The organism is Sphingobium jiangsuense (genome assembly GCF_014196495.1).
Taxonomy (GTDB): domain Bacteria; phylum Pseudomonadota; class Alphaproteobacteria; order Sphingomonadales; family Sphingomonadaceae; genus Sphingobium; species Sphingobium jiangsuense.
Genome location: NZ_JACIDT010000010.1, coordinates 97,217 through 111,577, shown reverse-complemented (window position 1 = coordinate 111,577; position 14,361 = coordinate 97,217). Strand labels below are relative to the sequence as shown.

At 65.7% G+C, this 14,361-nt stretch carries 10 protein-coding genes; 5 read left to right on the top strand and 5 right to left on the bottom strand.

Going from position 1 to position 14,361, the window contains the following annotated elements:
* The first annotated feature begins 47 nt into the window (after positions 1–47).
* Positions 48–890 carry an AAA family ATPase gene (locus GGR43_RS14455; protein WP_188072694.1) on the top strand — a complete coding sequence of 281 codons (843 nt, stop codon included), beginning with the start codon at positions 48–50 and terminating at the stop codon, positions 888–890.
* A 41-nt stretch (positions 891–931) separates the two neighbouring features.
* On the opposite strand, the gene GGR43_RS14450 is transcribed toward GGR43_RS14455, so the two are convergent.
* Complete coding sequence (locus tag GGR43_RS14450; RefSeq protein WP_188072693.1) at positions 932–2,311, bottom strand: methyl-accepting chemotaxis protein; 1,380 nt, start codon at positions 2,309–2,311, stop codon at positions 932–934.
* A 125-nt stretch (positions 2,312–2,436) separates the two neighbouring features.
* Between GGR43_RS14450 and GGR43_RS14445 the strand changes: the two genes are divergently transcribed.
* Positions 2,437–3,615 (top strand): vWA domain-containing protein, encoded by a 1,179-nt coding sequence (locus GGR43_RS14445; RefSeq protein ID WP_188072692.1) that lies wholly within the window; start codon positions 2,437–2,439, stop codon positions 3,613–3,615.
* A gap of 318 nt (positions 3,616–3,933) precedes the next feature.
* Here GGR43_RS14445 and GGR43_RS14440 read toward each other — a convergent pair whose 3' ends face one another.
* Positions 3,934–5,136 (bottom strand): exo-beta-N-acetylmuramidase NamZ family protein, encoded by a 1,203-nt coding sequence (locus GGR43_RS14440; RefSeq protein WP_188072691.1) that lies wholly within the window; start codon positions 5,134–5,136, stop codon positions 3,934–3,936.
* Positions 5,133–5,678, bottom strand: a complete 546-nt coding sequence (locus tag GGR43_RS14435) for a DOMON-like domain-containing protein (protein WP_246343766.1) — start codon at positions 5,676–5,678, stop codon at positions 5,133–5,135. Before GGR43_RS14435 ends, GGR43_RS14440 begins: the two co-directional genes overlap by 4 nt.
* Positions 5,679–5,708: 30 nt before the next feature.
* On the opposite strand from GGR43_RS14435, the gene tyrS reads away from it, so the two are divergent.
* Positions 5,709–6,923 (top strand): tyrosine--tRNA ligase, encoded by a 1,215-nt coding sequence (tyrS, locus tag GGR43_RS14430; protein WP_188072690.1) that lies wholly within the window; start codon positions 5,709–5,711, stop codon positions 6,921–6,923.
* 25 nt (positions 6,924–6,948) lie between these two features.
* On the opposite strand, the gene GGR43_RS14425 is transcribed toward tyrS, so the two are convergent.
* Entirely contained in the window at positions 6,949–8,001 is a 1,053-nt protein-coding gene (locus tag GGR43_RS14425; protein WP_343054494.1) for a mechanosensitive ion channel family protein, read from the bottom strand.
* A 398-nt stretch (positions 8,002–8,399) separates the two neighbouring features.
* Positions 8,400–10,466, bottom strand: coding sequence for an ATP-dependent DNA helicase RecG (recG, locus tag GGR43_RS14420; RefSeq protein ID WP_188072688.1), 2,067 nt, complete (start codon positions 10,464–10,466; stop codon positions 8,400–8,402).
* A gap of 79 nt (positions 10,467–10,545) precedes the next feature.
* Here recG and GGR43_RS14415 point away from each other — a divergent pair, with 79 nt between their 5' ends.
* Positions 10,546–10,812, top strand: coding sequence for an FAD assembly factor SdhE (locus tag GGR43_RS14415; protein WP_188072687.1), 267 nt, complete (start codon positions 10,546–10,548; stop codon positions 10,810–10,812).
* A gap of 19 nt (positions 10,813–10,831) precedes the next feature.
* Positions 10,832–14,308, top strand: a complete 3,477-nt coding sequence (mfd, locus tag GGR43_RS14410) for a transcription-repair coupling factor (protein ID WP_188072686.1) — start codon at positions 10,832–10,834, stop codon at positions 14,306–14,308.
* Positions 14,309–14,361 lie beyond the last annotated feature (53 nt).

Here is a 14,361-nt window from a genome sequence, read left to right as displayed (position 1 = left end):
CGCGAAGCCCTCTACCGCTCCTGTATCGCAACAGGAGGATTTGCGCCGTGCGTTTTGAAGGCACCGCCGATTATGTCGCCACCGATGATCTGAAGGTCGCGGTCAATGCCGCCGTCATGCTGCGCCGTCCGCTGCTGGTGAAGGGGGAGCCCGGCACCGGCAAGACGGTGCTGGCGCAGCAGATCGCCGCCGCCATGGACGCGCCGCTGATCGAATGGAACATCAAGTCCACCACCAAGGCGCATCAGGGCCTGTACGAATATGACGCGGTCGCCCGCCTGCGCGACGGCCAGCTGGGCGACGAGCGGGTGCACGACATCCGCAACTATATCCGCAAGGGCAAGCTGTGGGAGGCGTTCACCTCCCCGCGCCTGCCGGTGCTGCTGATCGACGAGATCGACAAGGCCGATATCGAATTCCCCAACGACCTGCTGCAGGAACTCGACCGGATGGAATTCCACGTCTATGAAACCGGCGAGACGGTGAAGGCGCAGGAGCGGCCCATCGTCGTCATCACCTCCAACAACGAGAAGGAGCTGCCCGACGCCTTCCTGCGCCGCTGCTTCTTCCACTATATCCGCTTCCCCGACCGGGAGACGATGCAGGCGATCATCGACGTGCATTTCCCCGGCATCCAGAAGGTGCTGGTCAGCCGGGCGCTCGACATCTTCTACGAGGTGCGCGACGTGCCGGGCCTGCGCAAGAAGCCCTCGACCTCGGAACTGCTCGACTGGCTGAAGCTGCTGCTGGCCGAGGACATGCCGCTCGACGTGCTGCAATCGCGCGACGTGCGCAAGGCGATCCCCCCGCTGCACGGCGCACTGCTGAAGAACGAGCAGGACGTGATGCTGTTCGAGCGCCTCGCCTTCATGGCCCGCCGGGAGCGGTGAAGGCGCGAAGGACGGGAAGCCGGCGGCCCGCCCGCCCGCTCTCAGATCAGATAGCCCAGCTCATATAGCCCCCAGCGCTGTCCGTCGAAGCGCAGCGGCACGAACACGCTGCGCAGCGCGCGATAATGGCCGTCGCCGAAATCCTGCCGATAGCTGTAGAGGAAGAAATCCCCTTCAGCGTCCAGCGCGCGACGGGTCTGGGAATCCATGAATATCTGCCGGTTGCGCGCATTTTCCAGATTCCACTTGCGCTGCCCCTGCCGCTGCGGCTGGCTCTTCTCGCTGATATGGGTAGGCAGGAAGCCGTTGCGGTCGATCAGGCAACAGCCGACGATCGCCTGGTCGCGGACCGTCTGCGCGTCGAGCAGCGGGCGGATCGCCGTGTCGGCGAAGGGCACGAAGCGGTTGCGATATTGCACCGGGTCCGTCCCCGGCAGCGGCTGATAGTCGGTATCGAACAGCGCGGCCCGGCCCAGCAGCCCGCGCGCAAGGCCGTCCTCGATCGCGCGGACGACCTCCGCCGCGCCTTCCAGCCCCAGCGCGATAAACCGGCTGTTGCGCGATTCGAGGCCCGCATGGGCGGCGCTGTTGAACATGTCGTTGGCATAACCTTCCAGCCGGTTGACGCGCTCCACCACCTCATCGAGCTGCCGGGCATGCTCCATCGAGGCGGTGCTGAAATGGTCCAGCCCTTGCGACAGCTGGCGGACGTCATGGCTGGCTTCGGCCGTGCTGTCCGCGATGTCGGAGGACCGGGCACGGAATGCCGTGACCAGCCCGCCGATCCTGTCCATCGCGGTGCGCAGTTCGTCGATATGGATACCGGTGCTCTGCCCCTGCCGGATATTCTCCTCGACCCCGCCGATCAGCGCGCGCGCGCGCTTGTCCAGTTCGCCCAGCTGCTCGCCCACGGACGCGGCCGAATGATCCGCCCGTTCGGCAAGGAAGCGGATCTCGTCGGCCACCACCGTGAAGCTGCGCGTCGCCTCGCCGCCGCGCGCGGCCTCGATCGAGGCATTGAGGCCCAGCATCCGCGTCTTGCGCGCAATCTCTCGCAACTGTTCCGAAATGCCGCCGACCGTTTCGATGATCGGCAGGAAATCCCGCAACCGGCTTTCCAGCCCCGTCACGCGCTGGACGAGGCTGGTCACATGATCGAGCGATTCCGCGATGGCCGCGCGGCATTGGCCGATAATATCCTCGGCGCTGAGCGACGTGTCCTGGAGATGGCGGGCGGCATTGCTGTTTTCCGCCTGGGTACGGGAAAGGGCCGCCATCACCTGCCGCAGGTCGATCAGGCGCGACACGTCCCCCTGTATGTTGGCGTTCAGCTGGTTGAGATAGCCCGCGATATCGCTGCACTGCAATGAAACATCGCCGCATCTTTCCCCGATCTCGGAAAGCAAAATATTGTTTTCCATATTATTTCCTGCCGTTGCCGGAAATGACATAGTGCAACAATTTTGTTGCGATGCAAGATACTTCTCCACCATCCGGCGACAGCCTTGCTCTGGCGGGAAGGCCCGGCTTGCTGTAAGCGGGGGCGATGTTTCTGTCTTTCCTCGACGCTCTGCGCGCAGCGGGCCTGCCGGTCGGCATCAAGGAGCATCTGACTCTGCTCGAAGCGCTCGACCGCGACGTGGCCGGGCACAGGCCCGAAGATTTCTATTATCTCGCCCGCACCATCTATGTGAAGGACGAAGGGCTGATCGACCGCTTCGACCGCGTGTTCCAGCAACATTTCCGGGGCGCGCTCGGTCCGGAGGGGGAAGAGGCGGCCTCCCTGCCGGAAGAGTGGCTGCGCGCGGTCGCGGAGAAATTCCTGACGCCGGAGGAAATGGCGAAGATCGAGGCGCCGGGCAGCTGGGAAGAGATAATGGAAACGCTGCGCCAGCGGCTGGAGGAACAGCAGGGGCGGCATCAGGGCGGCAATAAATGGATCGGCACCGGCGGCACCTCGCCCTTCGGCAACAGCGGCTATAATCCGGCGGGCGTGCGCATCGGCGGGGAAAGCCGCCACAGGCGCGCCGTCAAGGTGTGGGAAAAGCGCGAGTTCGCAAATCTCGACAGCACGCGCGAGTTGGGCACGCGCACGATCAAGGTCGCACTGCGCCGCCTGCGCCGCTTCGCCCGCGAAGGCGCGGCCGAGGAACTGGACCTCGACGCAACCATATCCGGCACCGCGCGGCGCGGTTTCCTCGACGTGCGGATGCGGCCGGAGCGGCGCAATGCGGTGAAACTGCTGCTGTTCCTCGACGTCGGCGGATCGATGGACCCTTATGTGACCATGACCGAGGAGCTGTTCAGCGCGGCGGTGAGCGAGTTCAAGAATCTGGAATTCTTCTATTTCCACAATTGCCTGTACGAAGGCGTGTGGAAGGACAACCGCCGCCGCTTCGCCGAGCGCCTGCCGACCTGGGATATCCTCCACAAATATGGCCATGATTATAAGGTGATATTCGTCGGCGACGCGGCGATGTCTCCCTATGAGCTGACCCATGCGGGCGGCAGCGTGGAACATCATAACGAGGAACCGGGCGCGCTCTGGCTGGAACGGGTGACGAACACCTATCCCGCGACCGTGTGGATCAACCCGGACCGGCGGGAGAGCTGGGACTACAGCCAGTCCAACCGGATAATTCGGCAGCTGATGGACGACCGCATGTACCCGCTGACGCTCGACGGGCTGGACGAGGCGATGCGGGAGCTGAGCCGGAAGCGGTGATTGGGAAAAATTCCGTCATTCCGGCACCGGCCAGTATCGTTGACGGCCATGTTCCGTACGATCGAGAACGATGCCAGCCTGCGCTGGCATGACGTGAGAGCGGCATCGACCGTTTAAGCAATAAGTTCACGCGGAGGCGCGGAGACGCGGAGAGGGGATGAGCCGCAGGCTCTTTGTGCCCATTTCGCCTTCGGTCCCAACCGTCGGCATGGGAAAGAATGCTTCGCGATTATTATCTCCGCGCCTCCGCGTCTCCGCGTGATTATATATGCGTGGCTGGCCGCGTCAGCTCATGGCCGCAAGCGGTCCCCCGCCCCATCACCGATAGAGCAGATGCGCCCCGCGTTCCTCCTTCCACGCCCGTTCATCCGGCGCGGTCAGCGCATCGAGATCGGCGGGCGTGGCGGCGGCATCGTCCACCCATTCCCGCAGCAATGGGGAGCCGTTGATGACGTCGATCGGCAGCTTTCCGAATTCATATTCATAGGGGAAATCGCGCCACAGCTCATAATCGGGGTACAGCCGCCGGATCGCCTTGAACGCCAGCGCCTGCAACCGCCATGGCCGGAAAGCCGCATGATCGTAGAAACCGCCCTCGGCATGGATATGCACGCCCGCGCATTGCCGCCCCACATGCTTGTGGAAGGTCGGCTCGAACCAGCATTCGCGCAGCGCGCAGCCTTCAAGCCATTGCGGTGCGAGCGCGCGCATTTCCGCGATCACCGCCCGCGCATCAATATCCGGCGCGCCGAACAGTTCGAGCGGGCGCGTCGTCCCCCTGCCCTCGCTCAGCGTCGCGCCCTCCAGCATCACCGTGCCGGAATAGGCCCGTGCCATGTTGAGATTGGGCGCATTGGGGCTGGGGTTGATCCAGAGACGATCGACAGGCCAGCCGAAGCCGGGCGCCGCCTCCGGCTCCCACCCCTCCATCGCGATCACGCGATAGTTCACATCGAGGCCATAATGGGCGATGAACCAATGGCCCAGCTCGCCCAGCGTCAGCCCGTGCCGCATCGGCATCGGACCGGCGCCGACGAAGCTTTCCCAGCCGGGACGCAGGCTCAGCCCCTCGACCGGGCGGCCCGCCGGGTTGGGGCGGTCGAGCACCCAGACCGACTTGCCGTGCTTCGCGCTTTCCTCCAGCACATAGAGCAGCGTGGTGACGAAGGTGTAGATGCGGCAGCCCAGGTCCTGAAGATCGAACAGCAGCACGTCGAAGCTGTCCATCATCGCGGCCGTGGGGCGGCGCACCTCGCCATAAAGGCTGAACACCGGGATGCCGAGCGCCGGATCGGTGAAATCCGGGCTTTCCATCATATTGTCCTGCTTGTCGCCGCGCAGCCCGTGTTGCGGCCCGAAGGCGGAAGAGAGGCGGATATCGGGCAGCGCCGCCAGCGCATCGAGGCTGTGCGTCAGCTCCGCCGTGACGGAAGCGGGATGGGCGAGCAGGGCGACGCGCTTGCCGACGAGAGGCGCGCGCAGGGAAGGGTCGGCGATCAGCCGGTCGATACCGTTCTTCATGATGCGCTAGGTGCCGGGAGTTCGAGCGCAAAGCAAGCCGGATGATGGAAATCGGGCTTGCCGGGCGGATGCGCGAGCGCCCAATAGCTTTTCGTGCCGTCCTTCTCCTCGATCACGGCGGAGAGGCCGATCCGGAGGGGACCTTTGGCAATATCGTTCAGATCGACATGGATGCGGACGACATAAGGCTCTCCCGTCTCTTCCCCCCGCTCTACGGATGGCGGGACCGGGCAAGGCAAATCGGTCATGCCTTCACGATAGCCATCGAACGCATAGGCCGCCCATTGGGTGGACGGCGAGAAATTATATTCATGATAGCCCCTCGCCCCGGCAGGCCGCAGGAACATTTCGAAGCAGGTGGTCTGCCAGAGGTTCGCGGTTCGCTCCGATGGCGCCCCTGCGGCGAGGGAAAGCGCTTCCTTCCCTTCCACAAAATAGCTCAGCAGCAGCCCATCGAAGGACTGGCCCAATTCCACCCGGACCCTGCGGATGGCATTGGCAGGGGTCTGCGGATGGCAAGTCAGTTCCAAAACCCTACTCAACCGCTTTTCTCCATGCTAAGGGCGCCGCCCATGACCAACTACACATCCGATCTGCTGCGCCTGCTCGATGAGCGGGGCTATATCCACCAGTTGACCGATGCGGAAGGGCTGGATGCGCTCGCCGCGAAAGAGGTGGTGCCCGGCTATATCGGCTTCGATCCGACCGCGCCGTCGCTGCATGTCGGGCATCTGGTGTCGATCATGATGCTGCGCCAGTTGCAGCGCGCCGGGCACAAGCCCATCGTGCTGATGGGCGGCGGCACCGGCAAGATCGGCGACCCCAGCTTCAAGGACGAGGCGCGCAAGCTGCTCACCACCGAGCTGATCGCGGAGAATGTCGCCAGCATCAAGCGCGTCTTTGCCCGCTTCCTGACCTTCGGCGACGGCCCGACCGACGCCATCATGCTCGACAATGCCGAATGGCTCGATGCCCTCGAATATATCCCGTTCCTGCGCGATATCGGCCAGCATTTCTCGGTCAACCGGATGCTGAGCTTCGATTCGGTGAAGATGCGGCTCGACCGCGAGCAGTCGCTCAGCTTCCTCGAATTCAACTACATGATCCTGCAAGCCTATGATTTCCTGGAATTGTCGCGCCGGTCGGCGTGCCGCCTGCAAATGGGCGGGTCGGATCAATGGGGCAATATCGTCAACGGCATCGAGCTCGCCCGCCGGGTCGACGGCACCCATGTGTTCGGCCTGACGACGCCGCTGCTCACCAATGCGGACGGCAGCAAGATGGGCAAGACGGTCGGCGGCGCGGTCTGGCTCAACGAGGATCAGCTGCCGAGCTATGATTATTGGCAATTCTGGCGCAACACCGCCGACGCCGATGTGTATAACCGGCTGCGGCTGTTCACCGACCTGCCGATGGACGAGGTGAAGCGCCTTTCCGCGCTGCAAGGCTCCGAAATCAACGAGGCGAAGCGCATCCTCGCCAATGAGGCGACCGCGCTGTGCCGGGGGCGCGAGGCCGCCGAAACCGCCGAAAGGACCGCCGCGGCGACCTTCGCGGGCGGCGCAGGCGCGGACCTGCCGAGCGTTGCGCTGTCGCAGGCGGGCACGGTGCTGGCGGCGACCACCGCACTGGGCTTCGCCGCCTCCAACAAGGAGGTCCGCCGCAAGCTGGAGGAAGGCGCGATCCGCGTGAACGGGGAGGTGGTGAAAGATCCCCATTTCGCGCTGAAGGCGGGCGACAAGCTGAGCTTCGGCGCGAAGAAGCACGGCATCGTGGCGGAGGGCTGAACCACCCGACGCCTTCGCCTTCGCCTCAGGCGAAGGCGTCGGGCATTTCCCGGCGGATGAACGCCACCACGGCCTCGCGCACCTCGCAGCGCAGGTCGAAAACCACGCCCGCATAACGCGCGCTCAACAGGCCGCGCAGTTCCAGCGCGCCGGGCCGCTGCTCCGTCACCTGAAGGAGCGCGACGCGCCCGTCCCAATGCCGGTTCGTCTGTACGGCCTCCACGAACGCCTTGCGAATGCGCTCTATATCGGCCGAGGCATGGACATGGAACAGCACGGTGCCGAGCAGGTCCGCCCGCTCCCGCGTCCAGTTCTGGAACGGCCGTTCGAGGAAATAGGAGACCGGCACCACCATGCGCCGGTCATCCCACAGGCGCATCACCACATAGGTCAGGCGAATATCCTCGATCCGGCCCCATTCCCCTTCGACCACGACGATGTCGTCCAGCCGGATCGGCTCGGTGAAGGCCATCTGCATGCCGGAGATCAGGTTCTTGAGCGCGGGCTGCGCCGCCGCGCCGACCGCGAGCGCGGCCAGCCCCGCCGACGCCACCAGCGTCACGCCGATCGCCCGCACCCCCGGTATCGCCAGCAGCATGAAGGCGATGGTGAGGAACAGGATTCCCACCTGGGCGATGCGGTGCAGGATGCGCACCCGCGTCGTGCGGCGGCGGGCGGCGAGATTATCCTCCACCGTGATGTCGGAATGCAGCTCGATCACCCGCTGCACCGCCGCCGCGACGCGCAGAGCGAGCCATCCGGCAAGGGCGGCGAGCGCCATCGCCGATCCGATCGCCCACCATCGCGCGACCTGCGGGCCGAGCGACACCCCCTCCATGCCCGCCATCAGCACCAGCAGCGCGAGTAACCAGCGGGACGGCTGGTAGATGGCCTGCAACAACAGGTCGTCCCCACTCGTCTTGGTGCGCCCGGACAGGCGGCGGATCAGGTGGAAAACCAGGAAATGGACGACCAGCGCGACGGCGACGCCAATGGCAAGACCGGCCAGCGCACGCCAGTCCGCATGACCCAGGGCGATATGGAATTGCGATGGCTGCATGGCGGATAAAAGGGGCAAGCGGAGATTATGTTCCCGATATTCGGCCTTTTCCAGCGGCGGTTGTCTTTGGTGGATGGGATGGGAGGATGCGGATCGGGAGGTTAGCTGCCCCCTCGACTTTGCCGTCACCCCAGTGCAGGCTGGGGTCGTGGGCCACGTCGCGCGCAGCCTCCTGAGATGCCAGCCTGCGCTGGCATGACGGGGAATGTAATATTATTTTCGGTACTTATCGAACGGCCCACTTCCGTTCGCCCTGAGCCTGTCGACCCATAGGGCGGGCAAAGCCCAACGGCTGCTTTTCTCTTGGGCCAAGAAAGTACAGGGCTTCGACATCGAAGCGAGGCGAGTGACTCGCTCGACAGCCCGAACGGTTTTAATCGCTGTCTTTTCCACCCTATCCGTACGATCCAACCTATTTATCCGGCCTTGAGCAACCCCACCGCCGCGTCCCGCTCGAACAGATAGAGGCAGATCCGCGCCGCCTGCCCGCGTTCGGAGGCCAGTCCGCCGTCCCGCTCGACCAGCAGCCTCGCATCGTCGCGCGCCATGTCGATCAGTTCGCCGATATCCTCCGGCGTGGCGAGGCGGAAGCTCTGGTCGCCCGACTGGCGCGTGCCGAGATAATCGCCCGCGCCGCGCAGCTTCAGATCCTCCTCGGCGATGCGGAAGCCGTCATTGCTCTCCCGCATCAGGGCCAGCCGCGCCCGCGCCGTCTCCGACAGGCCGTTGCCGCGCAACAGCAGGCAGGTGGATGCCTTGTCCCCGCGCCCCACCCGCCCGCGCAGCTGGTGCAGCTGGGCAAGGCCGAAGCGGTCCGCGCCCTCGATGATCATCAGCGAGGCATTGGGCACATCGACGCCGACCTCGATCACCGTGGTCGCGACCAGCACGCTCGCCTGACCGGTTGCAAAGCGCTCCATCACCGCGTCCTTCTCCGGCCCCTTCATACGCCCATGGACCAGCGCGACCTTGTCCGCGCCGAAGCGCATGCGCAGCGCCTCGGCCCGCGCCTCGGCCGCCGCCTGATCGCTGGCCTCGCTTTCCTCGACCAGCGGGCAGACCCAATAGGCCTGCTCCCCGCCCGATATGTGGCGGCCCAGCGCCTCGATCACCTCATCGAGGCGGTCCACCGACATCACCAGCGTCTTGATCGACTGGCGGCCGGGCGGCATCTCGTCGAGGCGGCTGACCTCCATGTCGCCATAATAGGTCAGCGTCAGCGTGCGCGGGATCGGCGTCGCCGTCATCACCAGCACATGCGGATTGAGCCGCGCCTTCGCCGTCAGCATCATCCGCTGCACCACACCGAAGCGGTGCTGCTCGTCGATCACGGCAAGCCCCAGATGCTTGTAGCTCACCGCCTCCTGAAAGATCGCATGGGTGCCCACCAGAATGTCGATGCTGCCGTCCGCCAGCCCCATCAGCGTCGCCTCGCGCGCCTTGCCCTTGTCGCGCCCGGTCAGCACCGCGATGTTGACCGGCACCCCGGCGAGCATCCGCCGCAGCGTCTCATAATGCTGGCGCGCGAGGATCTCAGTGGGCGCCAGCATCGCGCCCTGCATCCCCGATTCCACCGCACCCAGCAGCGCCATCAGCGCCACCCATGTCTTGCCCGCGCCGACATCCCCTTGCAGCAGGCGCAGCATCGGCGCGGATTGCTGGATATCGCCGTCGATCTCGCCCAGCGAGCGCAGCTGCGCGCCGGTCGGCGCAAAGGGCAGCTTCACCAGATCGCGCAACTTGCCGGTGGGATGCAGCGGATCGGCCTTCCTCTTGCGGGCGGCGGCGCGCACCAGCATCAGCGCAAGCTGGCCGGAGAATATCTCGTCATAGGCGATACGGCGGCGCGCATCGCGGCTGTCGGGCGTCGCATGGACGGAGAGCAACGAGGCGCGCCAGTCCTTCCACCCCCGCCGCGCCAGCACCGATGGTTCGATCCATTCGGGCAACTCCGGCGCACGTTCCAGCGCCTGCCCGACAAGGTCGCGCATCCGCGCCCCGCTGATCCCTTCGGACAGGGGATAGACGGCCTCGCGCACCTGAATGGCGGCGGCCTCGCGCGGTTCGGAGACATGATCGGGGTGGACGATCTGGAGAAAGTCGCCCCATGCCTCCAGCTTGCCCGAAATCACCTTCGGTTCATTGAGGGGCAGCAGCTTCCTCGGCCAGCCGCTGTTCCGGCCGAAATAGATGAGGCTGACGCTGTTTCCCGCCTCATCCTCCGCCACCACCCGGAAAGGCGCGCGCGCGCCGCCGCTCGCCCGATACTCCACCGGGGTCAGCGTGACGATGATCGTCTGCCCTACATCGGCGGGGTCGAGCCGCGTCACCCTTTTGCGCTCCACCCACCCCGTCGGCAGATGGAAGGCAAGGTCCACCATGCGCGAAAGGCCGAGCCGGTCGAGCGGTTTCGACAGCGCATTGCCCACGCCTTTCAGCACGGAGATTTCGGCAAAGAGCGGATTGAGAAGTTCGGGTCGCATGGCTATGGCCTGACCGATAGCCCAGTGCCCCGCCGCGATCAAATGCGAAGGGGCAGACCCGGACAGGACAGACACGATCATGTACGAAGACCCCCGCCTGCGCCGCCTCTATTTCCAGGCATGGCACAGAGGCACAAGAGAGGCCGATTATATGGTCGGCGGCTTTTTCGACCGCTACGCCTCGACATGGAATGAGGAGGAGTTCCAGTGGTTCGAAACGCTGCTGGATGAGCAGGATGTCGACATCATGGCATGGGGCATGGGAACGGCGGAGGTGCCCGAACGGTTCAAAGGCCCGATGATGGACGCTTTCAAAAAGCTCGATTTCATCAAGATCCGCAACTGAGGCCCGAACGCCAGTCCCGATGATCGACCCCCAGCGCATCCTTTCCGCCCGTCAGCCCCTTACCCTGTCGGGGACGCCGACCGGCTTCCTGCCGGTGCTGCTGGCGGACCTCGCGCGGGCCAGTGCGGGGAGCGGCAAGCCCGCGCGCACCGTCTTCGTCGCGCCCGACGAGCAGGCGATGCAGGCGATCGCCGACACCGCGCCCTGGTTCGCGCCGGAGCTGGAGATCGTCCTCATCCCGGCATGGGATTGCCTGCCCTATGACCGCGCCTCGCCCTCGCTGCGGTCGGCGGCGCAGCGGCTGGCGGGCCTCCATGGCGTGCAGGGGCCGGTCAAGGCGCCGCAGCTGGTGCTGACCACGGCGGCGGCGATCACCCAGCGCACGCTGACGCCTTTCCGCGTGCGGCAGTTGGTGGCTCGGCTCGCGCCGGGCGAGCGGATCGACATCAACCGGCTGACCGCGCTGTTGCAGGCAAACGGCTATGTGCGCACCGACACCGTGCATGACGCGGGCGAGTTCGCGGTGCGCGGCGGCATCGTCGACCTGTTCCCCGGCGGCGCGCCCGAACCGATGCGGCTCGACTTCTTCGGCGACGAGATAGAGACGCTGCGCAGCTTCGACCCCGGCACCCAGCGCTCGACCGGCGACGTTGCGAGCTTCACCCTGCTCCCCGCGTCCGAGGCGCTGCTGGACGAGGATACGATCAAGCGCTTCCGCACGCGCTATCGCGACCTGTTCGGCGCGACCGCGACCGGCGACCCGCTCTATCAGGCGGTGAGCGACGGGCGACGGCTGGCGGGCATGGAGCATTGGCTGCCGCTGTTCGAGGAGCGCCTCGTGCCGCTGCTCGACCATTTCGGCGAGGATGCGCTGATCCTGCGCGACGGCGGCGTCACCGGCGCGGCGCAGACGCGGTTCGAGGCGATCACCGATTATCATGCCAACCGCGTCGCCTCGCGCGGGTCCGACCCCGGCAGCTATCGCCCGCTCGCCCCCGATCAACTTTATCTGACGGCCGACGAATGGGCGGCGCAGGTCGCTGCGCACCCGATCCACATCACCTCGCCCTTCCACGAACCGGAAAGCGCGACCGTGCTCGATCTGGAGGTCGACGCCGCCCGCGATTTCGCGCCTGAACGCACGCAGGGCGCGAACATCTACGACGCGGTTGCCGTCCACATCGACAATGAGCGCAAGAAAGCCCGCAAGGTCATCGTCGCCAGCTATTCGGCGGGCGCGCGCGAACGCCTCTCCGGCCTGCTGAGCGACCATAAGGCAAGCCGCCTCGCGCTCGCCGACAGCTGGCAGGAGGCGCAGGGGCTGGCGGCGAAGGGCAGCGCCGCGCTCGTCGTGCTGCCGCTCGACCATGGCTATAGCAGCGCCGATATCGCGCTGCTGACCGAGCAGGACATGCTCGGCGACCGGCTCGTCCGCCGCGCCCGACGCAAGAAGAGCGCCGACGCCTTCCTTGCCGAACTGGCGACGCTGACGCCGGGCGATCTGGTCGTCCATGCCGATCATGGCATCGGCAAATATGAAGGGCTGATGTCGATCCCGGTCGGCAATGCGCCCCATGATTGCGTCGCGCTCGAATATGCGGGCGGCGACAAGCTTTATGTGCCGGTCGAGAATATCGACGTGCTCTCCCGCTATGGCGCGGAGGAAGGCGCGGCGCTCGATCGCCTCGGCGGCGAGGCATGGCAGCGGCGCAAGGCGAAGATGAAGGAGCGTATCCGCGAGATCGCGGGTGAACTGCTGAAGGTCGCCGCCGCGCGCGCACTGCGCCCCGCGCCCGTGGCGGAACCGGACAGCGGCGGCTACCCGGCCTTCGTCGACCGCTTCCCCTATGACGAGACCGAGGATCAGGACCGCGCGATCAGCGACGTGATCGAGGATCTGGGCGCGGGCCGCCCGATGGACCGGCTCGTCTGCGGCGATGTCGGCTTCGGCAAGACGGAAGTCGCGCTGCGCGCCGCCTTCGTCGCGGCGATGGCGGGGTTGCAGGTGGTGGTGATCTGCCCCACCACCCTGCTCGCCCGCCAGCATCATTGCAATTTCGTGGAGCGCTTCGCCGGCTTCCCGCTCAACATCGGCCGCCTTTCCCGCCTCGTCCCCGCCGCCGAGGCCAAGGCGACCAAGGAAGGGCTCGCGGCGGGCACCATCGATATCGTCGTCGGTACCCATGCGCTGCTCGCCAAGGGGCTGGAGTTCAAGCGCCTCGGCCTCGTCATCGTGGACGAGGAACAGCGCTTCGGCGTCGTCCACAAGGAACGGCTGAAGCAGCTTCGCACCGATGTGCACGTGCTGACGCTGACCGCGACACCGATCCCGCGCACGCTGCAAATGGCGATGTCGGGCCTGCGCGAGCTCTCCGTCATCCAGACACCTCCGGTCGATCGCCTCGCGGTGCGCACCTATGTGATGCCGTGGGACGGCGTCGTCATCCGCGAGGCGCTGCTGCGAGAGCATTATCGCGGCGGGCAGAGCTTCTTCGTCGTGCCGCGCATCACCGACATAACCGATATCGAGGAATTTCTGCGCGATCAGGTGCCGGAGGTCCGCCCGGTCGTCGCCCATGGCCAGATGGCGGCCTCCGAGGTCGAGGAGCGCATGTCGGCTTTCTACGACAGGAAATATGACGTGCTGCTCTCTACCACCATCGTCGAGAGCGGCCTCGACATTCCGAGCGCCAACACCCTCATCATCCACCGCGCCGACCGCTTCGGGCTGGCGCAGCTTTACCAGCTTCGCGGGCGCGTGGGCCGGTCCAAGACGCGCGCCTACGCCTATTTCACCACGCCCGCCGACCGCATCATCACCGAAACGGCGGAAAAGCGCCTGAAGGTGCTGTCCGATCTCGACACGCTGGGCGCGGGTTTCCAATTGGCGAGCCACGATCTCGACATTCGCGGCGCGGGCAATCTGGTGGGCGACGAACAGTCCGGCCACATCAAGGAAGTCGGCTTCGAGCTGTACCAGTCGATGCTGGAGGAAGCGATATTGGAGGCGAAATCCGGCGGCAGCACCGATTTCGTGCCCAAGGACGCCTTCTCGCCGCAGATCACCATCGACGCGCCGGTGCAGATACCGGAGGACTATGTGCCGGACCTCGACCTGCGCATGGGCCTCTATCGCCGCCTCAACGAGCTGGACGGCGCACAGGAGGTGGAGGCCTTCGCCGCCGAACTGATCGACCGCTTCGGCAAGCTGCCGCCCGCGACGCAGAACCTGCTCACCCTCATCCAGATCAAGCAGAATTGCGTGAAGGCGGGAATCGCCCGCCTCGATGTCGGGCCGAAGGGCGCATTGGTGGGCTTCCACAACGACCAGTTCGCCAATCCGGCGGGCCTCATCGGCTATGTCCAGCGCCTCGCGGGCACGGCCAAGCTGCGCCCGGACAACAAGCTGGTCATCACCCGCGCATGGAAAGACGGCGCGGCGCGACTGCACGCGGCGCTGCAACTCTCCAAGGGGCTGGCGAAAGTGGCGGGCTGAACCCGGCCCGACTTTTTCACCCTTCAGACATGGTCGAGCAACAGTGGAGCCCT